The organism is Micromonospora sp. NPDC007220, assembly GCF_040634035.1.
In the GTDB taxonomy this organism is placed as follows: Bacteria; Actinomycetota; Actinomycetes; order Mycobacteriales; family Micromonosporaceae; genus Micromonospora; species Micromonospora reichwaldensis.
The window spans coordinates 68,639-93,954 of the sequence record NZ_JBEYEU010000005.1; the positions used below are offsets into that span (position 1 = coordinate 68,639).

Below are 25,316 nucleotides of genomic sequence, written 5' to 3' on the forward strand. Positions count from 1 at the left end.
TCAGGGCCGGCCGAGCGGCACGCGGTCCGGCGGCGTCACGTCCTCCCAGTGCCCGACCAGCTCGCGGTAGGTGGTCGAGCGGGTCAGCAGGTCGTCGTGGCTGCCGACGAGCGGCCGGTCGCCGTCGAACACCAGCACCCGCCGGGCCCGGGTCGCCGAGCTGATCCGGTGCGCGATGACCACCAGGGTGCCGCCCCGGCGGGCGAAGGCGTGCTCGACGGTCGCCTCCAGGGTCGGGTCCAGGTGACACGTCGCCTCGTCGAGGATCACCAGCGGTGCCGGGGCGAGGTAGGCCCGGACCGCCGCGACGAGCTGACGCTCCCCGGCGGAGAGGGCGGCGGGGTCCAGTTCGGCGTCCAGGCCACCGAGGCGGGCCACCAGGGGACCGGCGCCGAGGGTGCGCACGGCGGCCAGGACCGTCGCGTCGTCGGCGTCGGCGTGCAGGTAGCGGAGGTTGTCGCCGACGGAACCGGTGCGCACGTACGCCTCCTGCGGCACCAGCACCCGCAGCCGGGCCAGCGCCTCCGGCGGTGTGCCGTCGACGGGTACGCCGGCCAGGTGGACCGTGCCCGACTCCGGTGCGGCCAGCCCGGCGACCAGCGCGGCCAGGGTGGACTTGCCGGCGCCGCTCGGCCCCACCACGGCCAGATGGTCGCCGGCCGCCACCGTCAGGGTGAGGTCCGCCAGGACGGGGCGGGCGTGCGGGCCGTACCGGAAGGTCAGCCCCCGCAGCGCGACCGCCGGCGGGCCGCCGACGGCGGCGGCCCACGGCGCGGGGCCGGCGGCGGTCGGTGAAGGACCCGCCGGGCCGGCGGCGACCGGGGGCGCCGGGACGGCGGCGGGGCGGGACGGCGGGGCGGTGGGCGGCCGGAGGTCGGGCCCCGGGGGCGGGCTGGTGCGCAGGATGCGGCCCAGGGTGACGGCGTAGCGCAGGCCGCCGCCACCGACGCCCTGCACGACCGCGTGCAGGGCGGGTTGCAGCCCGGTGGTGACGTAGACCAGCGCGCCCAGCACGGCGCCGGCGCTCAGCCCCTGCCGGACCAGCCACGGCGCGGCCAGCACCAGCACCACCACGGGCAGCCAGCCGCCCACGCCGAGGCTGAGGCTGCGCAGCGCCGCCATCCGGGCCAGCGTCCGCTCCGCGTCGGCCTGCGCCGTGACCCGCCGGTCCACGTCGGACACCACGCGCTCCTGCGCGCCGCAGGCGACGACGTCGCGGTGCCCGGCCAGCGCCGACGCCGCCGAGCGGCCGAGCCGCTCGCCGGCGGTCACCTGGGCCCGCTGGTGCGCCACCATGGCCGGCAGCGACGCCCCGAACACGGCCAGCCCCACCACCAGCGGGGCCGCCACCGCACCGGCCAGCGGCGGGGCCAGGGCGAGCAGGCCGAGCAGCGCCGCCCCGGCGGTGAACAGGAACCCGCGGACCACCAGCAGCAGCCCGCCGAAGGTGTCCCGGACCACCTCGACCTGGTGGGTCAGCCGGGCCACGGTGGCGCTGTCCGCCCGGCCGCCGGCCCGGGTGGCGTCGTGCAGGGCCCCCCGCACCACCCGGGCGGCCAACTCGTCGCGGAACGGTTCCACCACTGCCCCGAGGCTGCGGTACACCTGCCCGGTGGCCGCCGCGCCCACCAGCACGGCCGCGGCGAGCCCGGCCAGCCAGGCCAGGCCGGTGCCGAACTCACCGGCCAGGAAACCCCGGTCGACGGCGCGGGCCACGAACACCCCGCCCAGCAGCGCCGGCAGGGCCTCCACCGCCGACCAGGCAGCCAGCCGGCCCAGGGCCCGCCGGCGGGCCCGCAGTGCCGCCCAGGTGCTGCGGCGTACGCCGGGGCCGTTCATCGGGCGTCTCCGCCGGGCGTGAAGACCGACCGGTAGGCCGGGTCGGCCCAGAGTTGCCGGTGCGGCGCCACGGCCCGCAGCCGCCCGCCGTCGAGCCACGCCACCAGGTCGGCCGCCGCCGCCGTCGTCGCGCGGTGGGTCACCACGAGTCGGGTACGCCCGCCGGCGCCGGCCGCCACCGCCCGGACGATCCGGTGTTCGGTCGCGGTGTCCAGGCTGGACGTGGCGTCGTCGAGGACGAGCAGCCGCTCGGCGGGGAACGCGCGGGCCAGCCCGAGGCGCTGCGCCTCGCCGCCGGAGAGTGGCGCGTCCGTCAGCCGGGTGCGGAAGCCCTCGGGCAGCCGGGCGACGACGTCGGCGACCTGCGCCGCCCGCGCCGCGGCCAGCACCGCCGGGGTGGCCGCGGCGGTGCTGGCGGGCGGTCGTGCCGAGCCGGCGGGCAGCCCGAGCCCGATCGCGTCGTGCACCGTCTCGCCGACCAGCACGGGCCGGTCGAAGGCGTGGCCGACGGCCCGGCGCAGCGCGGACGGGTCGAGCCGGCGCAGCGGCACCCCGTCCAGCAGCACCTCGCCGGTCTCCGGGTCGTGCAGGCGGCCGGCCACCGCGGCGAGGGTCGACTTGCCGGCGCCGGAGCGGCCGACGACGGCCACCGTGGCGCCCGCCGGGACGGTCAGGTCGATCCCGTCGAGGACCACCCGCCCGTCCTCGGTGCGTACGCCCACCCCGCGCAGCCGCAGTTCCCCCCGACCGGGCGGCAGCGGCTCGGTGCCGTCGGGGCGTACCGGGTGGGCCAGCGGCTCGGCGATCCGGCCGGCCGCCGCGCGGGCGCGGACGAGGCGGTTCAGGGTGGCCAGCACCGCGCCCAGTCCGGCGCCGAGGGCCGCGTACTGCACGGCGGCGACGAGTTGGCCGGGGGAGAGCCAGCCGACGGTCAGCGCGTACCCGCCGACGGCCACGACGGCGACCTGGAGCAGCGGTCCCACGGCGGCGGTGCGGGCGCTGGCCCTGGCCAGCAGCCGCCAGCTGAGCAGTCCGTACCCGCGCAGTTCCGGCAGGGCCGCGAGCACCCGGTCGCGTTCCCGGTCGACGGTCGCGGCGGCGGCGATGGTGCGGGCGCCGCCGAGGGCCTCCAGCAGGCGCCCGGCGATGTCCCCCAGTACCCGCTGGTAGCCGGCGACGGCGGCGGAGGCGTCGGTGACGAAGGCGCGCATGAGCAGCGTGAGCAGGGCCAGCCCGCCGAGGAGGGTGACGCCGAGCAGCGGTTCGAGCAGGGTGAGCGCCACGACGCTGCCGACCGGGGGGAGCAGCGCGACGACGCCGAGCACCACGGCGGTGCCGGCCTGCCCGGCCTCGGCGGCCTGCCCGACGAGCCGACCGACCAGGTCGCCCACCGGGTGGCGGCGGACGGTGCGTACGTCGCAGGCGAACAGGTGCCGCAGCAGGCGCCGGCGCAGCCGTGCCGTGGCCCGGGCCGCGCCGTACCCGCTGGCCACGTCGGCGAGGATGTCGGTGACCATGAGGACGGCGATCAGGCCGCAGGCGGCGGCCGGCCACCGCACGCCGCCGTCGCCGCCGACGGCGGCGTCGACCGCGAGCCCGAGCGCGGCGGGCAGGGCGAGTTCGGCGGCGGCGCCGGTGAGCGCGACCGCGCCGAGCAGGACCGTCCACCCGCCGCCGTCGCGGACCACCCGCCGCAGCAGCCGGTCGGTGCCGGTCGGCGTCCCCATGGCTTCTCCCGCGAAAGACGTGCGGCCCTGGGCGGACACGGCGTCCGCCCAGGGCCTCGCGTGATGACCTGGTCAGTTGCAGGTCGTGACGGACAGCGAGCTGTCGCCGCAGAGCAGCAGGCTCGCGCGGCTGCCACCGCCGGTGCGGTCGGCGGGGGCCATCTCCATGCCCTGAAGGTCGAGAAGCGCCATGTCGATCATCTCCTTCTGTGCTGGTCGGTCGGATGGTCCTGCGCTGGATGTCGCCCGTGAGGGCGTCCGGCTCAGTTGCAGGTCGTGACGGACAGCGAGCTGTCGCCGCAGAGCAGCAGGCTCGCCCGGCTGCCACCGCCCGTGCGGTCGGCGGGGGCCATCTCGAGGCCCTGGAGGTCCAGAAGCGCCATGTCGTGTCACCTCCTTCCGTGTTGGTCGGTCGGGTCGGTCGCCCTCGCCGAGGCGAGGGAGTCGGGGGCGCCCGCCAGGGGCGCGAGGAACGGCAGGCGCACCGGGGCGTCGGGCCGCGCGGCGGCCAACGCCAGCAGCACGCCGGCGGTGCCGGTGCCGAGGTCCATGGACAGCCGCAGCAACTGCTCGCCCGGGAAGGCGGTGCCGTCGCGGTAGGGCAGGGCGTGCCAGGCCAGCCGGGACACCTGGGCGTCGCGTTCGCGGCAGAGCCCCGGATCGTCGGGGTACGCCGCCAGGTAGGCGATGATGCCGGCTCGTCCGGCGAAGAGGCCGGACTGCGCGTAGAACGGTGACCGGGCGGCGCGGCGTACGCCGGCGCTGGCCTCGGCGAACCGCTCGTCGGCGCGGTGCCGCAGGTACTCGTCGAGCACCAGCCCGATGCCGACGCTGCCCTGCCCGAGGTAGGGCATGGTGCGCCAGCCCTCGTTGACCTCCAGCGCGCCGTCGGGGCGTACCACGCAGCGGCGCAGGTCCTGGCGCAGGGCAGTGGCGGCGTGGTCCAGCAGGGCCTCGTCGCCGGTCAGCTCGTGCAGCCGCACCAGCAGCAGCGCCGGCCCGGTGCGGCCGCGCAGCAGCCCGGCGTACGGGTTGCGCCCGCCGCTGATGTCCGGCCCCGGGTCGTCGGCGAGCTGGTCGACCACCCGCTCGGCAACCCGCCAGGCCGCGTCGCGCAGGGCCGTCTCGCCGGTGCGTCCGGCCAGCTCGGCCAGGTTGAGCGCGATGCCGGCGAGGCCGCCCGAGAGGCTGTGGTCCAGGCCGTCCAGCGGCTGGCGCAGGCAGATGTCGAGCACGTCGAGGGCGTCCTGCCGGCGGCCGAGCGCATCGAGGGCGTACGCGACGCCGTGCAGGCCGTCGTAGAAGCCGCACCGGGTGCCGGAGGGGGGTGCCGTGGCGTGGCGCACCAGCCACTTTTCGTGTTCCGGCCACCGTCCGGCGCCGCTGACGTGCAGGGCGTACAGGACGCCGGCGGCACCGTGGGCGAGGTTGAGCCCGCCGCTGCGGAACTGCTCGATGTCGCCGGGGAAGAGCCGGTCGTCCCGGTCGGGTGTCGCGCTGGCGAGGATCGCCCGGGCGAGCCGGTCCCGGTGGGCCGGCCCGACGTCGACGGTGAGGTCGGGTGCCCCTCCGGCGTCCGCCGGGGCGGGGCCGGTGATCTCCCGTACGGCGTCGTCGAGGAGATCCCTCGGCACCGGGAAGTGCGCGGCGATCACGTCGGCGAGGTGCGCGGCCTTGTCCGGCCCGAGCCGGACGAGCTGGGTCAGCGGCAGGAACAGCGCCAGCCGCAGGCAGGCCAGGGCGTACCGGTCGACGGCGGGACCGGTGCGGTCCCGGGGCGCGGCGAAGCCCTGGTTGCGTAGCCCCGGCCGGCGGTGGCCGTCGATCGGCGCGGCGACCTCGAAGTCGACAAGCGCGATCCGGTCGTCCGGGCGGACCATGACGTTGAACAGGTGCAGGTCGCCGTAGACCAGGCCGCGGTCGTGAACCGCCGTGACGACCTCCTCGACCTGCCGGTGCACGTCCAGCGCCCAGCGGGTGTAGTCGGCGCGGTCGGCGTCCGTGGCGTCGGCGTCGATCAGCGGGTACCGGTCGACCAGGACCTTGTTGAGCGGGCGGCCCTCGATGAACTCCAGCGCGAGGAACCGGTGCTCGCCGAGGGCGAACTCGTCGTGCACCCGGGGCACCTGCGGCAGGTCGGCCAGCCGGCGCAGCGCGTCGGCCTCCCGGGCCAGGCGGGCGACCGCGTCGTTGCCGTCGGCGTCGAGACCGGCGTGCGGCCGGGCCTCCTTCAGCACCAGTTGGGTGTCGGTCCGCACGTCCCGGCCGACGTAGAGGCCGCCGCCGTTGGAGAAGTGGATGACCTTCTCGATCCGGTACGGCACCTCGTCGGTGCTGGTGGCGTTGCGGGCGGCCAGGTGCGGGCCGAGGAAGTCGGGCAGCGTCACCCAGGACGGCACGTGGAACACCGGGTCGCGGCGGTCGGGCACCAGCGTGCCCGTGTCGTCCTCGATCGCCGGGACCACCTGGCCGTCGGGGGAGTGGCAGTACCGCGCGGCGAAGCCGCCGTAGCGTACGTGCACCGGGCCGGCGCCGTGGCGCAGGTCGCTGAGGATGTACGGGCCGGGCTCGCCGGCGAGCAGCTCGTCGAGCTCCTTGCAGACCAGCTCCAGCTCCGCGTCGTCGCGGGGGTACACGGTGACGAACTTGCCGCTGGCCGCCCGGGAGGCGTACTTGGAGTTGCGCAGCAGCAGGGTGCGCGGGCCCCGCAGGAACTTGAAGGACAGTCCGCGGGGGACGCAGTAGTCCCAGACGGCGTCCAGCACCCGCTCGGCGTTGTCGAGCGTCGCCGACACGTGGATCTTCCAGCCCTGCTGGGGCAGCGCGCCGCCCTCGGGGGCGTAGATCAGCCAGTCGTCGAGCGGCTCGGAGCGCCAGCCGTCGGGGACGGGCCGCTTCGCCGCCGCGAAGGTGGGCTGCTCGACCGCGCTGCCGAGGGAGTCGTAGAAGAGCCGGTCGGCGGCGCAGTAGCTGTCGTAGCGTTCGTCCACCGTGACCACTCCCTCCGCTGTTCGGCCGGTGCTGTTGCCGTTCGACCGATGTCTTCGTCCTGCTGACGGATCTGAGTCTGTCCGTTCGGGCCATGGCGGTTCCAGTGCGTTCAGTCATGACGACGAATGCGTGCCGCACGGGTCGGCCGTGACAAAAGTCAGTTGCGCCCGAGGTGCGCGGTGCCCCGCTGGCGGGTCGCCGACCGCACGGTGGGCGGTGCCCCCGCCCGTCCCGGGGCGGTACGGTGCTCGCCGTGACCGCAGACGATCACCCCTCCGTCGCCGGCGTCGGGCCCGTCGCCGTGCTGGCCAACCCGACCGCTGGCCGGGGCCGGCACCGAGGGCTGCTGCCGCAGGTCCTGCACCGGCTCGCGGCTGCCGGCCGGCCGGTACGCCCGCTGCGCGCGCGTACCGCCGACGAGGCCGAGGCGGCCTGCCGGGCGGCGGTGCGCGACGGGGCGTCGGCCCTGGTCGCGGTCGGCGGCGACGGGACCGTGCACCGCGCGGTGCAGGCGGTCGCCGGGACGGGGGTCCCGTTCGGCCCGGTGCCCGCCGGGACCGGTAACGACTTCGCCGCCGACACCGGCTTCCCGGCCGACCCGCTCGCCGCCGTCGACGTGATCGCGGCGGCGCTGCGCGACGGCCGCACCCGCCTGGTGGACCTGGCCCGGATGACGGGGGCCGACGGTGCGGACCGGTGGTACGGGGCCGTGCTCGCGGCCGGCTTCGACGCGATCGTCAACGAGCGCGCCAACCGGATGCGCTGGCCGAGCGGCCCGCGCCGCTACGACCTGGCGATTCTGGTGGAACTGGCCCGGCTGCGCCCGCGCCGCTACACCCTGCGCCTCGACGGGGTGCCGCACGAGGTGGACGCCGTGCTGGTGGCGGTGGGCAACTGCGCCAGCTACGGCGGCGGCATGCGGATCTGCCCGGACGCGGACCCGACCGACGGCCTGCTCGACGTGGTGGTGGGCGGCCGGTTCCACCGGCGCACCCTGATGCGGGTCAAGCCGCGCATCTACCGGGGCACCCACGTGACCCACCCGCTGGTGCGCAGCTACCACGCCCGTACGGTCGAGCTGAGCGCCGAGGGCATCACCACGTACGCCGACGGCGAGCGCGCCCTGGCCCTCCCTCTGACCGTCACGGCCGCCCCCGCCGCCCTCCACCTCCTCCGCTGAGCCCTCCCTCCCACCCGCCCTCCCCTCCCTCCTCCCTCCTTCCCTTCCGGCGCCGATCATGCAGTCGCGGTGCCCCGCACAAGCCGCGTATGCCCGCAAAACCGGCACCAGAAGTGCATGATCGACCAGTCGAGGGCGTCGAGGGCGTGGTCAGGGGGTTGTGCGGGTGATGCGGTCTAGCCATTCGGCCAGCAGGGTTCGTTCGGCGGGGGTGAAATCCGTGGTGAGGGTGTCGAGGGCGGCGCGCAGCGCCACCGCGTGCCGGACCGGACGGTCGGCCCGGGAGGTCGCCCGGGCGGCGGGGGAGTCGGTGACCAGGGCGGCGAGTACCGCCTCCCGGGTCCGGGTCGACAGGGCCGGGTCGCGCCCTGGCGGCTGCGTCCGGATCAGGGTGAGGGTGACCCCGCACGCGGTGGCGTGCAGCATCTCGGTCGCCTGGTCGACGCTCGTGCGCAGTCGACCCGCCTCGGCCACCCGGTGCACGAGCTGGCGCAGGATGTCGGCCGCGACCCGGGCCGCGGTCGGGGTCTCGCCGGGGCGCGGGTCGCCGTACATGAGGGCGTGGAAGGCCGGGTTGGCCACGCCGAAGCCGACGTGCAGGTCCCAGCCCCGGCGCAGGTCGTCGACCGGGTCGTCGGCGAGGTCCCCGGCCGCCTGGGCGTGCAGGTACGCGGCGAACCCATAGCTGGCCGCCGCATCCAGCAGGCCGCGCATGTCGCCGAACTGCCGGTAGATGGTGGGCGCCTGCACCCCCGCCGCCCGGCTGACCGCGCGGGTGGAGACGGCCTCCCGGCCGCCCTCGGCGAGTAGCGCGGCGGCGGCCCGGACGATCCGGTCCCGGGGCGACGTCTCGGTGATCATGGTACCGACGATAACGCCTTCGCGTTAGCGCCAGGTGTTAACGGTGCTGTCGAGGTGCCGTTAGCGCTGTTGCTCGACGCCGGCCAGGTCCAGCACGGCGCCCAGCCCGTTGGCCCGACCCGCCTCGGCGGCCGGCAGCACCAGCACCGCGCACCCGGCCGCGACGGCCCCCGCGTCGGCCGGGGTGTCGCCCACCATCAGCGTCCGCTCCGGATCGACGCCGAGCATCCCGCAGGCGCGCAGGAAGATCCCCGGGTCCGGCTTGCAGCGCCCCACCTCGTACGAGAGCACGAACGCGTCGACCAGCCCGGCCAGCCCCCAGGCCTCGAAGTGCGGCCGGATGTCGAAGCCGATGTTGCTGACGACGGCCACCCGGACGCCCCCGGCCCGCAGCGCGTCCAGCGTCGCCGCGGTGTCCGGGTAGGGCACCCAGCCCTCGGGCACCAGCACCCGCTCGTAGAGCGCCTCCGCGAAGCCCTCGATGCCCGCGTCCACGGTCTCGGCCAGCCCCGTGTAGGCGCCGCGGTGGGCGTACGGGTAGAGATCCCGGTCGGCCCAGAGCTCGGCCAGCCGGGGCGGCACCCGGGTCGGCAGCGGCCCGCCCGCCCGGCCGGCGGTCAGCAGCCGGTCGGCCAGCGCGGTGGCCCGCATCCGCTCCAGGGTCACCCCGCAGGCGGCGGCGGCCGCGAGCACCCAGTCCCGGGGCTCCTCCACCTGGGCCAGGGTGCCGTGGAAGTCGAGCAGGACCGCCTCCACCGGCCGGCGGGACGGACCCGGGCGGACGGCGTCGTCGGCGCCGCGCGAGGCGTGGGGCGGTTCGGCATGATCCGGCACGTCGTGCACCCTACCGACCGCCTCCGACCCCGCTGCCGGTCGGCCTTGTCCGGTGGCTGTCGGCGGCACGCATTAATCTTGGAGGCATGTCGAGCCCCGCCGAGCGGTACGCAGCGGCGCGCCGCCGGGCCGCGCAGGCCTCACAGTTCCCGGCACTTGACGAGTTCGCCCTCGATCTGGGGTTCGACCTCGACGACTTCCAGCGGGAGGCGTGCCAGGCGCTGGAACGGGGCAGCGGCGTCCTGGTCTGCGCCCCGACCGGCGCCGGCAAGACGGTGGTCGGCGAGTTCGCCGTACACCTGGCCCTGCGCGGCACGCCGGCGCCCCCGGCCGGCGACGGGGCCGCCCCGCCCCGCCGGCGCAAGTGCTTCTACACCACCCCGATCAAGGCGCTGTCGAACCAGAAGTACCACGACCTGGTCGACCGCTACGGCGCCGAGCAGGTCGGGCTGCTCACCGGCGACAACGCCATCAACGGCGACGCCCCGGTGGTGGTGATGACCACCGAGGTGCTGCGCAACATGCTCTACGCCGGCTCGGCCACCCTCGACGGCCTGGCCTACGTGGTGATGGACGAGGTGCACTACCTCGCCGACCGGTTCCGTGGCGGGGTGTGGGAAGAGGTGATCATCCACCTGCCCGCCTCGGTCACCCTGGTCTCCCTGTCGGCCACCGTGTCCAACGCCGAGGAGTTCGCCGACTGGCTGGTCACCGTGCGCGGCGAGACGGCCGTGGTGGTCAGCGAGCACCGCCCGGTGCCGCTGTGGCAGCACATGCTGGTCGGCAAGCGGATGTTCGACCTGTTCCACGACGCCGACGCCGCCCGCAAGCACGACGTGCACCCCGAACTGCTGCGCTACACCCGCGACACCATGCGCCGCCTCGAGCTCGGCGAGGGGCGCAGCGCCGGTCCCGGCGGCGGCCGGCGCGGGCCCCGCTGGCGCGGCCCGATGCGCCCCGACATCGTCGACCGGCTCGACCGGGAGGGGCTGCTGCCGGCGATCCTGTTCATCTTCAGCCGCGCCGGCTGCGCCGCCGCCGTGCAGCAGTGCCTCGCCGCGGGCCTGCGGCTCACCTCCCCCGAGGAGCGGGCCGAGATCCGCCGTGTCGTCGAGTCGCGGGTCACCGCCATCCCCGGCGAGGACCTGACCGTCCTCGGCTACTGGGAGTGGCTCGACGGCCTCGAACGCGGCCTGGCCGCCCACCACGCCGGCATGCTGCCGGTGTTCAAGGAGGTCGTCGAGGAGCTCTTCGTCCGGGGCCTGGTCAAGGCGGTCTTCGCCACTGAGACGCTCGCCCTGGGCATCAACATGCCGGCCCGCTGCGTCGTGCTGGAACGCCTGGTGAAATACAACGGCGAGGCGCACGTCGACCTGACGCCGGGGGAGTACACCCAGCTCACGGGCCGCGCCGGCCGGCGCGGCATCGACGTCGAGGGGCACGCCGTCGTCGTCTGGTCCCCGGAGACCGATCCCCGGCACGTGGCCGGTCTGGCCTCCACCCGCACCTACCCGCTGCGGTCCAGCTTCCGGCCGTCGTACAACATGGCGGTCAACCTGGTCGGCACGGTCGGCGCCGAGCCGGCCCGCGCGCTGCTGGAGTCCTCGTTCGCCCAGTTCCAGGCGGACCGCTCGGTGGTCGGCCTGGCCCGGCAGGTGCAGCGCAACACCGAGACCATCGAGGCGTACGGCGCGGAGGCGGCCTGCCACCACGGCGACTTCGACGAGTACTTCGCGCTGCGGGTGGCGATCGGCGAGCGGGAGCGGGCCATCGCCCGGCAGGGGCAGAGCCAGCGCAAGGCCGCCGCGGTGGCCTCGCTGGAGCGGCTGCGGATCGGCGACGTGATCCGGGTGCCGTCGGGCCGGCGGGCCGGCCTGGCCGTCGTGCTCGACCCGGCCACCGGCGGCTTCGGCGAGCCCCGGCCGCTGGTGCTGACCCAGGACCGCTGGGCGGGCCGGGTCAGCCCGGGGGACTTCACCACCCCGGCCGAGGTGCTGGCGCGGATCCGGGTGCCGAAGCACTTCAACCACCGGTCCCCGGCGGCCCGGCGCGATCTGGCCGCCGAGGTCAGCGGCACCGGGCTGGACCGGCACGGCGGCCGCCGCGGCGGCCGGTCCCGGCAGGCCGTCGGCGAGGACCACCGGCTCAGCCAGCTCCGCACCGAGCTGCGCCGGCATCCCTGCCACGCCTGCCCCGACCGCGAGGAGCACGCCCGCTGGGCGGAGCGGCGCCGCCGCCTGGAGAACGACACCGAGGAGCTGCGGCAGCGGGTGGCCGGCCGGACCGGCTCGCTGGCCCGCACGTTCGACCGGATCGTGGCGCTGCTCACCGCCCGGGGCTACCTGGCGCCCGACGGCGCGGTGACCGACGCCGGCCGGATGCTCGGCCGGATCTGGACCGAGGCGGACCTGCTGGTCGCCGAGTGCCTGCGGCGCGGGGTGTGGGACGGGCTCTCCCCGGCCGAACTGGCGGCGGCGGTCTCCGTGGTGGTCTTCGAGGCGCGCCGCGACGTCGACGAGCGGGCGTCGCTGCCGCGCGGCCCCGTGGCCGAGGCGGTCGACGAGACGCTCAAGCTGTGGAGCGAGATCGAGGCCGACGAGGCGGCCCGGGGCCTCACCGTCACCCGGGAGCCCGACCTCGGCTTCGCCTGGCCGGTCTACCGCTGGGCGCGGGGCGAGGCGCTCGCGAAGGTCCTCGGCAGCGGCCACGAGATCGACGGCGAGATGCCGGCCGGCGACTTCGTCCGCTGGGCGCGGCAGGTGGTCGACCTGCTCGGCCAGCTCGCCGACTCCGGCGGCGCCCCGGCGGAGCTCAGGTCCACCGCCCGGCAGGCGATCGGCGCCGTGAACCGGGGTGTGCTGGCCTACCACGCCCCCGCCTGACCGTCACTGTCCGTCACCAGATATCGAAATCGACGCATCGCTTAGTCACCGCGACGGCACCCCCCGAATTGTCCGGGGGGTGCCGTCGTGCCTGGTCACGGCATCCCTGATCATTGCTGCGGCGCGGGATCGCGCGTCGGTGGAACGATCTGGGAGAAGGCCGCCGTGGCGGAGATCAATCACTTCGAGTACGGATGGATCACCCCCGCGCTCAGCTACGCGCTGTCGGTGCTGGGCTCGGCCCTGGGGCTGATCTGCGCGGGCCGGATCCGCACGGCGGGCAGCGCGGGCCAGCGTGCCTGGTGGGGAACCCTGGCGGCCTGGGCCATCGGTGGCACCGCCATCTGGACCATGCACTTCATGGCGATGCTCGGCTTCGCCGTCGAGGGCACCCGGATCCGGTACGACGTGCCCATCACCGTGGCCAGCGCGATGATCGCGGTGATCGCGGTCGGCATCGGCCTGGCCATCGTGGGCACCGGGCGGTTCTCCGCCGTGCGGCTGCCCGCCGGGGGCCTGTTCACGGGCGCGGGGGTCGCCGCGATGCACTACACCGGCATGGCGGCCATGCGGCTCAACGGCCGGATCGACTACGACACCACCCGGGTCGTGCTGTCGGTCGTGATCGCGGTGGTCGCGGCCACGGTGGCGCTCTGGCTCGCGATGACCGTCCGCCGGGGGCTGGCGATCGTCGGCTCGGCGCTGCTGATGGGCGTCGCCGTCAACGGCATGCACTTCACCGGGATGAGCGCCATGTCGGTGCATCGGCACGCCGGGCAGGGCGAGGTGTCCGGCGCCGGCGTCAGCACCCTGCTCGTGCCGATCATCCTCGCGGTGGTGTTCGGCGTGGTCGGGCTGGTCTACGCGCTGCTGGCCGCCCCTACCGCCGAGGACCGGGCCGCCACCGCGTACTTCGACGACCTGCGGGGCCAGGAGCCGGCCGAGGCGTCGCCGCCGCCGCCGGCGCCGGACCCGGTGGGGCTGCGGGCCCGGTCCACACTCGGCCAGCCGGGCACCCCGTTTCCGTCCCGCCGGGGCAACCCGCCGCGCTGACCCGTCCAGCGGGTCGACGCCGCCCGCCGTGCCGCGGCACGGCGGGCGGCGCTTGCTGGTCGATGGCGTGGGCTGCCACCACGATGAGCGCGCCGCCGCCGACCACGAGGTGGTGTCGGCCGGATCGAGGTCGTGGGAGCGGTTGATTTTCGGGCATACGGCTCAGCGGCCAGCCGGTACCAGGGAGAGTCGGCGCAGAGGCCCGCGTGTCGAAGGAGGACTCGTGCGACCCACCCGCCGGCTACTGGCGCTGCTCGGGCTCGCTGCGGCGATGCCCCTGGTCGCGGCCGTCATCCTTGTCTGGATACCGTTCCGCAATGCGCAGGGTCTGATACCACAGAGCTCTGCGGTATGGCCGTACGACTCGTACCACGACATGCGCTGGCTGCTGGTCTACCACAACTCCTGGTTGATGTTCGGGCTCCTCTTGCTGGGCGCGATCGTGCTGCGAGGGCTCTACTCCGCGGCCCTGGTCGGCCTGGCCTGGCCGGCAGGCGTACGGCGGCCGCCGTTCCGGGCGTTGGCGCGGCGCAACCTCGAAGTCGCGGCGTTCACGGCGGTCCTCGTCCTACCGTTCGCTGCGTACGCGGTCGCCGCGTCGGTGGTGTCGCTGTCCTGGTTCCTGTTCGCCTCGCTGGGCCCCATGATCATCCTCGCCCCCTTCCTGCAGCGGATGGCCGTGGGCCGGGGCCTGTGGCGGGGACTGCCTTCGGCCGAGCTCGTCGGCTGGTCGCTGCTCGACTTCGTGGTGATCTCGGTGGCCGGTGGCGCGGTGTGGCAGGTTCCCGCGTTGATGACGCCGCTCGTCGCCGCGGGCGCGGGCGCGGCCAACGGCCTGCTGTGGAACCGGACGGTGCGGGCGGCCGTGCTGCAGCCGCGGGTACGGTGGCGGCGGGTGCCGGTGGTGCCGATCGCTGTGGTGCTCGCGCTGGCCACTCCGCTGGTGTCGCAGGTGATCACCTCGCCCCGCCACGAACGGAGCACCTTCGTCCCGCCCGTCTTCGACCGGCCGCTGCCCGCGAGGGTGCGCTACGCGGTGATCCTGCTGGCCGGGCACGAATCCGCGTACGACGGCCGCCCGTTGGGGGACCCGGCGGCCGAGTGGTTCTCATACGCTGGCCTGGACGCGGGTGGCCGCCCGCTGCCGTACCGGCGGTATGACACCCACCGGTCGCTGGACTCCAGCGCGGAACTGCTCGCCGCGCAGGTGGACGCGCTGCATCGGCGGACCGGCAGGCCCATCGCCCTGGTCGGCCGAAGTGAGGGGGCGATGGTGGCCCGGCGCTACCTCGGCGATCGGCCGGACCCGCGGGTGCAGGCACTGGCGATGTTCAGCCCGCTGGTCCGCGCCGGACGCGCGTACTACCCACCCCCGGACGTCAGCACCGGCTGGGGTCTGGCCGCCGGCTGGCTGCTGCGGGGGATGTTCGCTGTCACGCAGGTCGGCAGGACAGCCGCCACCACGCCGGACGAGCCGTTCATCCGTTCACTGATGGACGAAGACGGGCCCTTTTTCCGCCTGCACATGATGTGTCCCGTCCCGGGGGTCCGGGCGATCGCCTTCCTGCCGACGGTCACCGCGTCCGAGGCGCCACCGGACCCGTACATCCGCATCCCGACGGTCGAGGCACCGTCCTTCCACGGGGGGCTCATCGGTCGCCCGGTCATCGAGGACCAGTTGATCGACTTTCTCGCCGGCGAGGATGTCAACGTCCGGCGCCGGGAGTACGGCCTCCTGGAGCGGCTGGGTGCGGCCTGGCACGCACCCAACCTGGCGCTGCGCATCAACCCGGTCTGGGAACCCACCGTGCCGTCCGGCACGCCGGCCTTCTCGACGGCACTCTACTGCCGTCCGCTGCGGCAACCAGACTGACAACCAGTTCAGACCCGCGAAGCGGGGGTCCGGCTCGCCGCGCGCAGCTGCCCGGCGAGCAACCAGAGGGCCACGGCGGCGAGCGCCGCCGTCATCCAGACCGCCAGCGGACGGTACGGCAGCAGCAGGATACCGAGCCCGATGCCCACCGTTGCGGTGACGATCGCCGCGACGGTGGTGGCGCGCCGGTCGACGAGCACCGCCAGCCCGGCCACGGCGGTCGCCACCCCGCCGACCAGTCGGACCCAGCCCCAGCTGGTGATGTCGAGGTGGAACATCTCCGCGCTGGCAATGTCGACGTACGGCTCGAGCGGAACGATGGCGAGCCCGGTGAGGAAGTCGATCCCCCCGGCCGCGCCCAACAGCACCGCCGCCAGGTAGCGCCGGCTCCGTCGCTCGCTGTCCGGGCCGATGCCGTCCGGAGCTGGCCCGTCTCCCGGCATGCTTCCTCCGCCTGTCGTCTCCGCCGCCGTGCAGCCCGTACCCAAGCCGCCGCAGGGGATTCCACCAGGCTATCGAGGCTCGCCCTGCCCCGCCGCCGGTAGCGGAGCCTGTTGGCTCAGGGACGGACCGGGAGGTTTCCGGGGCGTCGCGCCACTGGCCGCGGTGCGCGGCGGTGAGGATCTTGGCTTTGGGGCTGTGATCGAGGATGCCCCCGCTCAGTCGAACGCCGACTCACCGCCGGGGTAGGCGAAGGACGAGCGCGGTGAATAGAAGCCCCACACGATTTCGAGCGGCTCGGCGGGACGCAGGGCGTGGACCGGGTGGTCGGGTGCCAGGAACTCCACCGACTCGATCTCGAAGGGATCGACCGGCTCCGCGACGAAGGGGTAGTTCCCGCTCAGCAGCCTGCCGTCGAGCCGGGTCAGGTAGCGGAGCTGTCCACGGTTCACGGCGTCACCGGTGCGTCCGACCCGGGCCGTCGTGCGGATCACCGGTACGCCGTCCGCCTCGGTGGTGGCGACCAGCCGATGCCCCTTCACCTCGATCGTGGTGGTACCGGCGCTCGCCGGGGCGCCCCGCGCGACGGCGTAGTCGCGGACCACCGGGCTGGAGTTGACGTAGTGCGTCCACCAGCGGCCGGGGGTCACCCCGTCCGGGGCGTCGACCCCGGACAGGTCCGGACCGAGATACGTCAGCGAGTAGGCGCCGAAGCCGGAGGTCTGCACGGCGTCGTCAACGACGTACTGGTTCATGAAGACCTGCCGGTTCGGGGCCGGCTCGAGGCCCTGCGGCACCAACGCGGCAACCGCGTCGGGGTCGGCCGGAACCCAGCCGAAATAGATCATCCGGCTGTTCACCACGAGCTGCGGTGCGGCGAGCTCAGTCATGAGGGCTCCTTCCACGCAACTGATCGGTCGCTACGACGCTACGTGGCACACCCCGTGCGGAGACCGACGGATTGGCGACACCGGCAGCGCTGCGCCACCGCCCTGATCGCGCGATGACGGGTGAGCGCATCGACGTGTCGCCCGACCGTCGGGCCGACACCTTGCAGGCGTGGCCGCGCGAGCACCCGGCGTCGAGACGGTGTGCCGGGACAGCTCCGGCGCCCGCACCGGGGCCACGGGCCTGCCCCGTGGCCGCGCGGACGTGGGTCAGGCGCGCTGCGCGAGGGCGTCGACCAGGCGGCGTGCCGAGCCGGCCAGGTTCCACTCGCCGGCCAGCTCCAGCAGCCGGTCGGGGTCGGCCGGCTCGGTCGGCAGTTCGGTGGCCAGCTCGGGCAGCGGCACGTCGAGGGCGACCCGGACCACCTGCGGCGCGACGGCCAGGTAGTCACGCGCGGCGGCGAGCTTGGTGCGCAGCCCGGGGGCGAAGCCGGAGTTGGGCTCGTCCAGGGCGGCCAGAATGCCCGCGATGTCGCCGTAGCGCTCGACGAGCCGGGCGGCCGTCTTCTCGCCCACGCCCGCCACCCCGGGCAGCCCGTCGCTGGGGTCGCCCCGCAGGGCGGCGAAGTCGGCGTAGCGGTCGGCCGGCACCCCGTAGCGGGCGCGCACCGCGGCGTCGTCGCAGTCGTCCAGCTTGGCCACGCCCCGCCCGACGTAGAGCAGCCGCACGGGGCGTGCGTCGTCGACGAGTTGGAACAGGTCCCGGTCGCCGGAGACCACCTCGACCGGCGCCGGCTGGGTCACCGAGAGGGTGCCGAGCACGTCGTCGGCCTCGTAGCCGGTGGCGCCGACGTGGGCGATCCCGACGGCGTCGAGCACCTCCAGGATCAGGGGGACCTGCGGGCTGAGCGTGTCGGGCACCACCTCGCCGCCCTCGGGGGCCACCCGGTGGGCCTTGTAGGACGGCAGCAGCGCCACCCGCCAGTCGGGCCGCCAGTCGTGGTCCATCGCGCAGACCATCCGGTCGGGCCGGCGGGTGCGGATCAGGCTCGCCAGCATGTCGAGGAAGCCGCGCACCGCGTTGACGGGGCTGCCGTCGGCGGCCCGGGCCGCCGACTCGGGAATGCCGAAGTAGGCCCGGAAGTAGAGACTGGGCGCGTCGATGAGCAGGATCGGGGGTCGCTGTGCCACGCCCGACAGCCTGGCACACCCCACCGACGATCAGGGGGCGCGGCGCGGCGGGTCAGGGACGTTCGTGGTCGCGGTACAGCGTCTCGCGGCGGGCCACGTACTGCAGGCCGTAGCTGGCGAGCAGCAGCACGATCGCGACCGACACCTCGAGCCAGGCCGCCGTGCCGTCGGCGACGGTCACCCCGACGGCCAGCAGCACCAGGCCCGCGACGGCGAGGAGGCCCGCCCAGAGCAGCCGGCGGCGTCGGGTCGCGGCGCGCTCCCGGTCCGTCGCTGCCACGGCGGTCGGTCCTCTCCGTCGGCGACCCGTCCGCGCCCAGCCTATCGGCGCGTACGGCCGCCGGCGGCGAAACCGGGCTGCAGGCCCGCCGCTCCGCGCGCAGACTTGCCGGTGTGACGTTCGTTGCGGGCCTGACGCTCGGCCGCCGGTTTCACGACGAGGTGCTCGCCCCGATCCTGCGTCGACGCTTCCCCGACCTGCGGTACGCGGCCGGGCTGCTCGACGGCGGCTCGGAGCTGCTCGGCCTGGACACCCCGCGCTCCACCGACCACGACTGGGGGCCGCGCGGGCAGCTCTTCGTCGGCGCGGCCGACGCGGCGCGGATCCCGCACCTGCGCGCGGCGCTGGACGCCGACCTGCCGGCGGAGTTCCTCGGCTGGCCCACCCGCTTCACCGGGGAGGGCCGGCTGGGGGTCGCCGACCGGGCGGGCAGCCGCCACGGCGTCACGATCGACGAGCCGGGCGGCTGGTGGCGCGAGCGGCTGGGCTTCGACCCCGCTGCCGGCGTCACCACGGCGGACTGGCTGGCCACGCCGACGCAGCGGCTGGCCGAGGTGACCGGCGGCGAGGTGTTCCACGACGGTCTCGACGGCGCGCTGACCGGGGCCCGGGCGGCGCTGGCGTGGTACCCGGACGACGTGTGGCGGCACGTGCTCGCCGCCGCGTGGACCCGCGTCGCCCAGGCCGAACACCTGCCCGGCCGGTGCGCGGAGACCGGCGACGAGCTCGGCAGCCGGGTGGTCGCCGCCGGGCTGGCCCGGGACCTGATGCGGCTCGGCCTGCTGCTGCACCGCCGCTGGCCCCCGTACGACAAGTGGCTGGGCACGTTGTTCGCCCGGCTGCCCGACGCGGCGCCCCTGGTCTCGGCCCTGGCGGACGCGCTCGGCCCGGGCGACTGGCGCAGGCGGGAGGACGGGCTGGTCCGGGCGCTGGAGGCTCTCGCCGCCCGGACCGACGACACCGGCCTGGCGGCCCCGGTGCGCGCCCGGTCCCGGCCCTTCCACCGGCGGCCGTTCCTGGTCCTGGACGCCGGTCGGATCGCCGGCGCGCTACGGGCCGCCATCACCGACCCGGTGCTGCGCGGGCGTCCGCCCCTCGGCGCGGTCGACCAGTACGTCGACAACGTCGACGTGCTGACCCACGCGCACCGGGTCCGCCGGCTCGCCGCCGCGCTGCCGGTCGCGGCGGACCGACCGGGCTGACGCGGGCCGGGCCGAGGGGGAGATGGCGGCTGTCGCTGCGGATCGGCGGCGCACGGGGCCGGGCCGACGTGCGGGTGGTGCCGAGGGCCAGCCGATGGCGGGCGGTGCCGGCGGGGTGGGGCCCCGCCCCGCCGAGGCGGTGACGGGGCCCGTGCCGCTCAGGCGGGCAGCCGCCAGACCTGGTTGGCGCCGCCGAAGCAGTCCCAGATCTGCAGCCGGGTGCCGTCGGCGGAGCTGTTGCCGGTGGCGTCGAGGCACCTGTTGGACGCCGGGTTGCGCAGCGTGCCGTTGGCCTGGGCCTGCCAGACCTGCGCGCCGGTGCCGTTGCAGTCCCACAGCTGCACCTTGGCGCCGTTGGCGGTGGAGGCGCTGGTCACGTCGGCGCACTTGCCGAGGGCGCGCAGCGTGCCGTCGGTGCCCACCGTCCAGCTCTGGGCGTTGGTGCCGTTACACGCGTAGAGCTGCACGGCGGTGCCGTTGGCGGTGCCGGCGGCGGCCACGTCGACGCACTTGCCGCCGATGCCGGTGATCGGGCCGGTGCGCCCGACGGGCGGCGGGGTGGTGCCGCCGGTGGCGGTGTCGTAGATGGCGCTGACCAGGGAGGTGGCGCCGGTGGTGTCCTGGCTCAGTTCCCAGTTCATCATGCCGCCGGCGTTGGCCATGGCCCACTGGGTCTTGCGCTTGACCGTCGGGATGCCGTTGTAGCACTGCTGGGTCCCGCCGACCGTGGTGCAGTCGCGGTTGGCGTTGGCCGGGTCCATGGCGACCAGTGCGGCGTACGTGTGGTAGCCGGGTCGGCTGTAGAACGGCACGCCGAGTACCGCCTTGCGGGCGGGCAGGCCCCGGGACTTCCAGTAGTTGACGGCGTTGATCGACCAGTCGTAGTTGGCGTGCGGGCTGCCGCCGTCGTACGCCATGATGTTGAGCCAGTCCACGTGGCCGAACACGGCCGGCTGCACGCCCTCGGCGTACCAGCCCTCGGAGACGACGGCGGCGGTGAGCAGCTTGCCCCGGCTGTGCAGGGCGCCGGCCAGCTGCTGCATCAGCGCCGTGTAGTTGGTGGCCGAGGCGCCCGGGTCCGGGTACTCCCAGTCCATGTCGACGCCGTCGAGGTTGTACTGGTTGACGAAGTTGACGACGTTGTTGACGAACGTCGTGCGGCTGCCGGCGTTGGCGGCGAGCGCCTCGAAGGCGGAGTCGTCGCCGTTGTTCCAGCCGCCGATCGCGATCGACACCTTGACGTTGCTGGCGTGGCCGCGGGACACCAGCTGGGAGAGCTTGGCGGGGTTCTCCACCGGGCGGAGGCTGCCGTCGCCGTTGGGCAGCACGAACGCGTAGTTGACGTGGGTCAGCTTGGCGTACTGCACCGCGTTGACGTCGCCGGTCCAGGAAGGCAGGTAGCCGACGCTGCGGAAGTCGTTGGGCAGCGCGGCGGCCTGCGCGGGGGCGGGGGCCAGGGTGAGGGTGGTGGCGGCGGTGGCGAGGGTGAGCAGGCCGGCGGCGAGGGCCGACCTGAGGTGGGAGAGCGATGAGGGCATCGGGGGCCTTCCCGTGGGCGGGTCGTGGCGGCCGTGCCGCCCGCGTCGGCGGCGGGGCGCCGGGTGCGGGCGTACGGGTGGGGACGGGGTGGACATCCTCGAGGCAGCCAAATCCTAAGGATTGTTAACTGTCACGTCAACGATGATGTTCGATGGATGCGGGCACTGCCCGACCTCGGGTGGGCTGGGTTCCGGCCCCGAACGACCGTTAAGCTGAGCGCGTGGGATCCGACGAGCTGTATCCGCCACGGCGGCTGGACGATGCCCGGCGCGCCACCGCCGCCGCGGGCCTGGACGCGCTACTGCTGACCCCCGGCTCCGACCTGCGCTACCTGACCGGCTACGACGCCCACGAGGGGGAGCGGCTCACCTGCCTCGTGCTGCCCGCGCAGGGCGAGCCGACGCTGATCGTGCCCACCCTGGAACGGCCGGCCGCCGAGGCGTCCCCCGCCCCGGCCACCGGCGTACGCATCGTCGACCACGCCGACGGCACCGACCCGTACCCGCTGCTCGTCGCCGCGCTCGGCGGACCGGTGGCGACGGTCGGCCTGGCCGACCGGATGTGGGCCGAGCAGGTCCTGGCCCTGCGCGCGGCGCTGCCCGGCGCCACCCAGCGGCTGGCCTCCGAGGTGCTGTGCGAGATGCGCCTGCGCAAGTCCCCGGCCGAGGTCGCGGCGCTGGCCGAGGCGGGCGCGGCGATCGACGCCGTGCACGCGCGGATGGGCCAGTGGCTGCGGCCGGGACGCACCGAGGCGGAGGTGGGCGCCGACATCGCCGCGGCGATCCGGGCCACCGGCCACGTGAGCGTGGACTTCGTGATCGTCGCCGCCGGCCCGAACGCCGCCAGCCCGCACCACGGCACCTCCGACCGCCCCATCGGTGCCGGCGAGCCGGTCGTCGTGGACATCGGCGGGACGATGCCGTCGGGCTACCGCTCGGACTGCACCCGCACCTACGTCGCGGGCGCCCCGGCGCCGGCCGAGTTCGTCGACTACTACGCGGTCCTGCACGCCGCCCAGCGGGCCGCGGTGGCCGCGGTCCGCCCCGGGATCACCGCCGGGGACGTCGACGCGGCGGCCCGGGAGCCGATCGCGGCCGCCGGCTTCGGCGCGGCGTTCCTGCACCGGACCGGCCACGGCATCGGCCTGGACGGCCACGAGGAGCCCTACGTGGTGGCCGGCAACGCCCGCCCCCTGGAGCCGGGGATGGCGTTCTCCGTCGAACCGGGCATCTATCTGGCGGGCCGCCACGGCGCCCGCATCGAGGACATCGTCGTCTGCGCCACGGACGGCGTGCAACGGCTCAACACCACCCCCACGGAGCTCATCGCGCTATGACTGTCGACCGGATCCTCCCCACCGACGAGGCCCACGACCTGCTCGACCTCGCCACCGAACTCGCCGACCGGGAGCTCGCGCCGCGGGCCGCCGGGTTCGAGGAGCGCGCGGAGTTCCCCCGCGAGGTGCTGCGCACCCTCGGGCGGGCCGGCCTGCTCGGCCTGCCCTACGCCGAGGAGCACGGCGGCGCCGCCCAGCCCTACGAGGTCTACCTCCAGGTGCTGGAGATCCTGGCCAGCCGCTGGCTGGCGGTCGCCGAGGCGGTCAGCGTGCACACGCTGTCCTGCTACCCCCTGGCGCAGTTCGGGACGAACGAGCAGCGCAAGCTGCTGCCCGACATGATCGGCGGGGAGCTGCTCGGGGCGTACTGCCTGTCGGAGCCGCAGGGCGGGTCGGACGCCGCCGCGCTGACCACGAAGGCCGTGCGCGACGGCGACGACTACGTGGTCGACGGCACCAAGGCGTGGATCACCCACGCGCAGGTGGCGGACTTCTACAACATCTTCTGCCGCACCGGCGGGCCCGGCCCGAAGGGCATCTCCTGCCTGCTGGCCGACCGCGCGACGGCAGGCATCGCGCCGCAGGCGGCCGAGCGCACGATGGGGCTGCGCGCCTCCCCGGTGGCGCAGATCGCCTTCGACTCGGCCCGGGTGCCGGCCGAGCGGCTGATCGGCGGGGAGGGGGCGGGCTTCACCATCGCCATGTCCGCCCTCGACTCGGGACGCCTCGGCATCGCCGCCTGCGCGGTCGGGCTGGCCCAGGCGGCGCTGGACTACGCGGTCGGCTACGCCCGGGAGCGCCAGCAGTTCGGCAAGGCGATCATCGACTTCCAGGGACTGGGCTTCACGCTCGCCGACCTGGCCACCCAGATCTCTGCGGCCCGGGCGTTGATGCTGGCCGCGGCCCGGCTGCGCGACGCCGGCCGGCCGTACTCGATCGAGGCGGCGAAGGCGAAGCTCTTCGCCACCGACGTGGCGATGCGGGTGACCACCGACGCGGTGCAGGTGCTCGGCGGGGCCGGCTACGTGGCCGACCACCCGGTGGAGCGCTACATGCGCGAGGCCAAGGTGCTCCAGATCGTCGAGGGCACCAACCAGATCCAGCGGCTGGTCATCTCCAGGGCGCTGGCGAAGGGCTGACGGGCGTCGCCCCGCCGGCGCCGCGTCGCGCCGGCGGGCCGCCTCGTCGCCGCGACGCGGTTTTCCCGGTAGGTTGCACGCCGTGGAGGAGATCGACCGCGCCATCATCGCCGCGCTGACCGCTGACGGTCGGCTGTCGTACACCGATCTGGCGGAGCGGGTGGGCCTGTCGGTCTCCGCCGTGCACCAACGGGTGCGCCGCCTGGAGCAGCGCGGCGTGATCAAGGGGTACGCCGCCCGGGTCTCCTTCGAGGCCCTGGACCTGCCGCTGACCGCGTTCGTGGCGATCCGGCCCTTCGACCCGTCGCAGCCCGACGACGCGCCGGAGCGGCTGGCCCACCTGCCCGAGATCGACTCGTGCTACTCGGTGGCGGGGGAGGACTTCTATCTCCTGCTGGTGCGCGTGGCCAGCCCGGCCGACCTGGAGCGGCTGCTCCAGGAGATCCGGACGGCGGCGAACGTGACCACCCGTACGACGGTGGTGCTGTCGACGCCGTACGAGAACCGGTCGCCGAAGATCAGTGCCGAGCCCCAGCTTCGGGTGCGCTCGCGGGGGTCGGGGGAACCGGCTGGTTCCAGCGCAGGATGACCCGCCGGCCGTGCTCGTGGCCGAGCACGCTGACCGTGGCGGTGTCCAGGCGCAGCAGCCCGCCGGCGGACGGGGGCAGGCCGACCCAGCGGGCGCCGAGCACGCGCAGGCTGTGGGCGTGCCCGACGAGGGCGACGGTGCCCCGGTCTAGCAGCGGATGGACCCGGGCGAGCACCCGGTCGAGGCGCTCGCCGACCTGGTTCGGGGACTCCCCGCCGGGGCAGCCGTCGGCCCAGATGGACCAGTTCGGGTGGTCGTCGCGGATGTCGGCGGTGGTGCGCCCCTCGTACTCCCCGTAGTTCCACTCGGCCAGGTCGTCGAGCGTGTCGGTGACCGTGAGGCCGGCGAGCCGCGCGGTGTGCAGCGCCCGGGCGCGGGGGCTGGTCAGGACCGCGGCGCAGCGGCGGCCGGCGAGGAATCGGCCGAGGGCGCGGGCCTGCCGCTCGCCGTCGGGGGTGAGCTGGAGGTCGGTGTACGAGGTGTGCCGGCGGCTGGCGCTCCAGGTGGTCTCGCCGTGCCGGATCAGCAGAAGCTCTCCCATCCGTCCAGTCAACCAGACGGCCTCTTCCCACCGTTCACCTAGTGTCCTAGGACGCCTTAGCGGGTGTGGCACCCGCCATGACAGCACTGCGGGGTTTCCCACGGCGTGATGAGGGCACCCGACCGAGCGAGGGCCGGGGGAGGCCCGGCCCGTGCTGAGGAGGCGACATGGGCTTCACCGGCAAGGCGAAGAACAAGGTCCAACAGGTGGCGGGTGCCGCCAGGAAGCGACTCGGCGGCGCCACCCACAGCGAGCGGATGCGCGACGAGGGGGCCACGCAGCAGAGCGACGCGCGTGCCCGACAGGCCGGGGAGCACCTCACGGACGCCGGCCGGGACGTGAAGGACGCCTTCACCAGGTGACCCGAGTACGGCGGCGGCTCCCGGCACCCTCGCCGGGGGCCGCCGGACGTCCTGGCCCGCGGCTGCGGCTTTGCGCGGCGAGAACGTCGGGGAATCAGGGAGGGCTTCGATCTGTGCGTGCCCGTCCCGCTGCTCGCCTGGTGGCGGCCGATGGCCGGGACGGGCTCGGCTGGGGGGCTTACCGCATGACCGGTCCGTTGACCGGGGTCGTGCGGCGGCCGAGGCCGGGCCAGAACCGTCCGGTCCAGGCGGCGTACGTGAGGTAGGTGGCGCCGTGGGTGCGGATGAGGTAGGGATCCTCGACCGCGCGGACCTGCACCTGTACCGACGCGACGAGGACCGCGGTCGCGGCAAGACTGATCGGGTTGGGCACCATCGCGGCCAGGCCGAGGCTGGTGACGGCCATCGCGGTGAAGATGGGGTTGCGCGCCAACGCGAACGCGCCGGTGGTGACCAGCCTGGTGCGCTCGCGGGGGTCGACGCCGATCCGGCGTCCAGCCGCAGCCTGGTGTCGCCGGTAACCCGCCACCGCGCCAGGGTGCGACACCCGAACGCCAGCACCAGGCCCA

Annotated in this window: 23 protein-coding genes; 9 read left to right on the plus strand and 14 right to left on the minus strand. The window is 75.0% G+C overall.

What is annotated here, in order from left to right:
• The 5 genes from ABZ573_RS12735 to lanKC form a co-directional block, all read right to left on the minus strand.
• Complete coding sequence (locus ABZ573_RS12735; protein ID WP_358118013.1) at positions 1 to 1,839, minus strand: ABC transporter ATP-binding protein; 1,839 nt, start codon at positions 1,837 to 1,839, stop codon at positions 1 to 3.
• Positions 1,836 to 3,566 carry an ABC transporter ATP-binding protein gene (locus ABZ573_RS12740; RefSeq protein ID WP_358118016.1) on the minus strand — a complete coding sequence of 577 codons (1,731 nt, stop codon included), beginning with the start codon at positions 3,564 to 3,566 and terminating at the stop codon, positions 1,836 to 1,838. The genes ABZ573_RS12735 and ABZ573_RS12740 overlap by 4 nt, the downstream gene beginning before the upstream one ends.
• 72 nt (positions 3,567 to 3,638) lie before the next feature.
• On the minus strand, positions 3,639 to 3,758 hold the full coding sequence (locus ABZ573_RS12745) for a SapB/AmfS family lanthipeptide (RefSeq protein ID WP_089003486.1): 120 nt from the start codon (positions 3,756 to 3,758) through the stop codon (positions 3,639 to 3,641).
• Between the two features lie 71 nt (positions 3,759 to 3,829).
• The gene (locus ABZ573_RS12750; RefSeq protein WP_013734295.1) at positions 3,830 to 3,949 is read right to left on the minus strand and encodes a SapB/AmfS family lanthipeptide; all 120 of its coding nucleotides are present in this window, start codon (positions 3,947 to 3,949) and stop codon (positions 3,830 to 3,832) included.
• 6 nt (positions 3,950 to 3,955) lie between these two features.
• Entirely contained in the window at positions 3,956 to 6,556 is a 2,601-nt protein-coding gene (lanKC, locus tag ABZ573_RS12755) for a class III lanthionine synthetase LanKC (protein WP_358118019.1), read from the minus strand.
• Between the two features lie 245 nt (positions 6,557 to 6,801).
• Between lanKC and ABZ573_RS12760 the strand changes: the two genes are divergently transcribed.
• Positions 6,802 to 7,737: a diacylglycerol kinase gene (locus tag ABZ573_RS12760; protein WP_358118022.1), complete on the plus strand. Its 936-nt coding sequence runs from the start codon at positions 6,802 to 6,804 to the stop codon at positions 7,735 to 7,737.
• 150 nt (positions 7,738 to 7,887) lie between these two features.
• Here ABZ573_RS12760 and ABZ573_RS12765 read toward each other — a convergent pair whose 3' ends face one another.
• Positions 7,888 to 8,598 carry a TetR/AcrR family transcriptional regulator gene (locus ABZ573_RS12765; protein WP_358118025.1) on the minus strand — a complete coding sequence of 237 codons (711 nt, stop codon included), beginning with the start codon at positions 8,596 to 8,598 and terminating at the stop codon, positions 7,888 to 7,890.
• Positions 8,599 to 8,658: 60 nt separating this feature from the next.
• Entirely contained in the window at positions 8,659 to 9,354 is a 696-nt protein-coding gene (locus ABZ573_RS12770; protein ID WP_225852380.1) for an HAD-IA family hydrolase, read from the minus strand.
• Between the two features lie 164 nt (positions 9,355 to 9,518).
• Between ABZ573_RS12770 and ABZ573_RS12775 the strand changes: the two genes are divergently transcribed.
• From ABZ573_RS12775 to ABZ573_RS12785, 3 genes are all read left to right on the plus strand, one after another.
• Positions 9,519 to 12,314 (plus strand): DEAD/DEAH box helicase, encoded by a 2,796-nt coding sequence (locus ABZ573_RS12775; RefSeq protein ID WP_151456252.1) that lies wholly within the window; start codon positions 9,519 to 9,521, stop codon positions 12,312 to 12,314.
• A gap of 165 nt (positions 12,315 to 12,479) precedes the next feature.
• Positions 12,480 to 13,367 (plus strand): MHYT domain-containing protein, encoded by an 888-nt coding sequence (locus ABZ573_RS12780; RefSeq protein WP_358118028.1) that lies wholly within the window; start codon positions 12,480 to 12,482, stop codon positions 13,365 to 13,367.
• Positions 13,368 to 13,590: 223 nt separating this feature from the next.
• Positions 13,591 to 15,240 (plus strand): hypothetical protein, encoded by a 1,650-nt coding sequence (locus ABZ573_RS12785; RefSeq protein WP_327028288.1) that lies wholly within the window; start codon positions 13,591 to 13,593, stop codon positions 15,238 to 15,240.
• An 8-nt stretch (positions 15,241 to 15,248) separates the two neighbouring features.
• Here ABZ573_RS12785 and ABZ573_RS12790 read toward each other — a convergent pair whose 3' ends face one another.
• The 4 genes from ABZ573_RS12790 to ABZ573_RS12805 all read right to left on the minus strand — a co-directional run bounded on the left by ABZ573_RS12790 (position 15,249) and on the right by ABZ573_RS12805 (position 18,039).
• Positions 15,249 to 15,683 carry a hypothetical protein gene (locus ABZ573_RS12790; protein WP_151456254.1) on the minus strand — a complete coding sequence of 145 codons (435 nt, stop codon included), beginning with the start codon at positions 15,681 to 15,683 and terminating at the stop codon, positions 15,249 to 15,251.
• 216 nt (positions 15,684 to 15,899) lie between these two features.
• Positions 15,900 to 16,571, minus strand: a complete 672-nt coding sequence (locus tag ABZ573_RS12795) for a hypothetical protein (RefSeq protein WP_358118032.1) — start codon at positions 16,569 to 16,571, stop codon at positions 15,900 to 15,902.
• Positions 16,572 to 16,838: 267 nt separating this feature from the next.
• Positions 16,839 to 17,759 carry a 5'-3' exonuclease gene (locus tag ABZ573_RS12800; protein ID WP_151456256.1) on the minus strand — a complete coding sequence of 307 codons (921 nt, stop codon included), beginning with the start codon at positions 17,757 to 17,759 and terminating at the stop codon, positions 16,839 to 16,841.
• A gap of 52 nt (positions 17,760 to 17,811) precedes the next feature.
• Positions 17,812 to 18,039: a hypothetical protein gene (locus ABZ573_RS12805; RefSeq protein ID WP_358118035.1), complete on the minus strand. Its 228-nt coding sequence runs from the start codon at positions 18,037 to 18,039 to the stop codon at positions 17,812 to 17,814.
• A gap of 113 nt (positions 18,040 to 18,152) precedes the next feature.
• On the opposite strand from ABZ573_RS12805, the gene ABZ573_RS12810 reads away from it, so the two are divergent.
• The gene (locus tag ABZ573_RS12810; protein ID WP_358118037.1) at positions 18,153 to 19,241 is read left to right on the plus strand and encodes a DUF4037 domain-containing protein; all 1,089 of its coding nucleotides are present in this window, start codon (positions 18,153 to 18,155) and stop codon (positions 19,239 to 19,241) included.
• A gap of 158 nt (positions 19,242 to 19,399) precedes the next feature.
• Here the strand turns inward: ABZ573_RS12810 and ABZ573_RS12815 are convergent, their stop codons facing one another.
• Positions 19,400 to 20,779, minus strand: coding sequence for a glycosyl hydrolase family 18 protein (locus tag ABZ573_RS12815; RefSeq protein ID WP_358118041.1), 1,380 nt, complete (start codon positions 20,777 to 20,779; stop codon positions 19,400 to 19,402).
• Positions 20,780 to 21,000: 221 nt separating this feature from the next.
• On the opposite strand from ABZ573_RS12815, the gene ABZ573_RS12820 reads away from it, so the two are divergent.
• The 3 genes from ABZ573_RS12820 (at position 21,001) to ABZ573_RS12830 (ending at position 23,844) form a co-directional block, all read left to right on the plus strand.
• Entirely contained in the window at positions 21,001 to 22,116 is a 1,116-nt protein-coding gene (locus ABZ573_RS12820) for a Xaa-Pro peptidase family protein (protein ID WP_327028294.1), read from the plus strand.
• Positions 22,113 to 23,255: an acyl-CoA dehydrogenase family protein gene (locus tag ABZ573_RS12825; protein WP_151456849.1), complete on the plus strand. Its 1,143-nt coding sequence runs from the start codon at positions 22,113 to 22,115 to the stop codon at positions 23,253 to 23,255. The genes ABZ573_RS12820 and ABZ573_RS12825 overlap by 4 nt, the downstream gene beginning before the upstream one ends.
• An 82-nt stretch (positions 23,256 to 23,337) precedes the next feature.
• Complete coding sequence (locus ABZ573_RS12830) at positions 23,338 to 23,844, plus strand: Lrp/AsnC family transcriptional regulator (protein WP_151456848.1); 507 nt, start codon at positions 23,338 to 23,340, stop codon at positions 23,842 to 23,844.
• Here ABZ573_RS12830 and ABZ573_RS12835 read toward each other — a convergent pair.
• A complete protein-coding gene (locus ABZ573_RS12835; protein WP_151456847.1) occupies positions 23,774 to 24,385 on the minus strand; it encodes a histidine phosphatase family protein in 612 nt (203 codons plus the stop codon). The genes ABZ573_RS12830 and ABZ573_RS12835 overlap by 71 nt on opposite strands.
• A 167-nt stretch (positions 24,386 to 24,552) precedes the next feature.
• Between ABZ573_RS12835 and ABZ573_RS12840 the strand changes: the two genes are divergently transcribed.
• Positions 24,553 to 24,747, plus strand: coding sequence for a CsbD family protein (locus tag ABZ573_RS12840; protein WP_151456846.1), 195 nt, complete (start codon positions 24,553 to 24,555; stop codon positions 24,745 to 24,747).
• A gap of 178 nt (positions 24,748 to 24,925) precedes the next feature.
• On the opposite strand, the gene ABZ573_RS12845 is transcribed toward ABZ573_RS12840, so the two are convergent.
• Positions 24,926 to 25,276 (minus strand): isoprenylcysteine carboxylmethyltransferase family protein, encoded by a 351-nt coding sequence (locus tag ABZ573_RS12845; RefSeq protein ID WP_358118048.1) that lies wholly within the window; start codon positions 25,274 to 25,276, stop codon positions 24,926 to 24,928.
• Positions 25,277 to 25,316: the final 40 nt, after the last annotated feature.

Coding starts and splice junctions, on each gene's coding strand:
- ABZ573_RS12735 (WP_358118013.1), bottom strand. CDS start 1,839: ATGAACGGCCCCGGCGTACGCCGCAGCACCTGGGCGGCACTGCGGGCC.
- ABZ573_RS12740 (WP_358118016.1), bottom strand. CDS start 3,566: ATGGGGACGCCGACCGGCACCGACCGGCTGCTGCGGCGGGTGGTCCGC.
- ABZ573_RS12745 (WP_089003486.1), bottom strand. CDS start 3,758: ATGGCGCTTCTCGACCTTCAGGGCATGGAGATGGCCCCCGCCGACCGC.
- ABZ573_RS12750 (WP_013734295.1), bottom strand. CDS start 3,949: ATGGCGCTTCTGGACCTCCAGGGCCTCGAGATGGCCCCCGCCGACCGC.
- ABZ573_RS12765 (WP_358118025.1), bottom strand. CDS start 8,598: ATGATCACCGAGACGTCGCCCCGGGACCGGATCGTCCGGGCCGCCGCC.
- ABZ573_RS12775 (WP_151456252.1), top strand. CDS start 9,519: ATGTCGAGCCCCGCCGAGCGGTACGCAGCGGCGCGCCGCCGGGCCGCG.
- ABZ573_RS12790 (WP_151456254.1), bottom strand. CDS start 15,683: ATGCCGGGAGACGGGCCAGCTCCGGACGGCATCGGCCCGGACAGCGAG.
- ABZ573_RS12795 (WP_358118032.1), bottom strand. CDS start 16,571: ATGACTGAGCTCGCCGCACCGCAGCTCGTGGTGAACAGCCGGATGATC.
- ABZ573_RS12815 (WP_358118041.1), bottom strand. CDS start 20,779: ATGCCCTCATCGCTCTCCCACCTCAGGTCGGCCCTCGCCGCCGGCCTG.
- ABZ573_RS12825 (WP_151456849.1), top strand. CDS start 22,113: ATGACTGTCGACCGGATCCTCCCCACCGACGAGGCCCACGACCTGCTC.
- ABZ573_RS12835 (WP_151456847.1), bottom strand. CDS start 24,385: ATGGGAGAGCTTCTGCTGATCCGGCACGGCGAGACCACCTGGAGCGCC.
- ABZ573_RS12840 (WP_151456846.1), top strand. CDS start 24,553: ATGGGCTTCACCGGCAAGGCGAAGAACAAGGTCCAACAGGTGGCGGGT.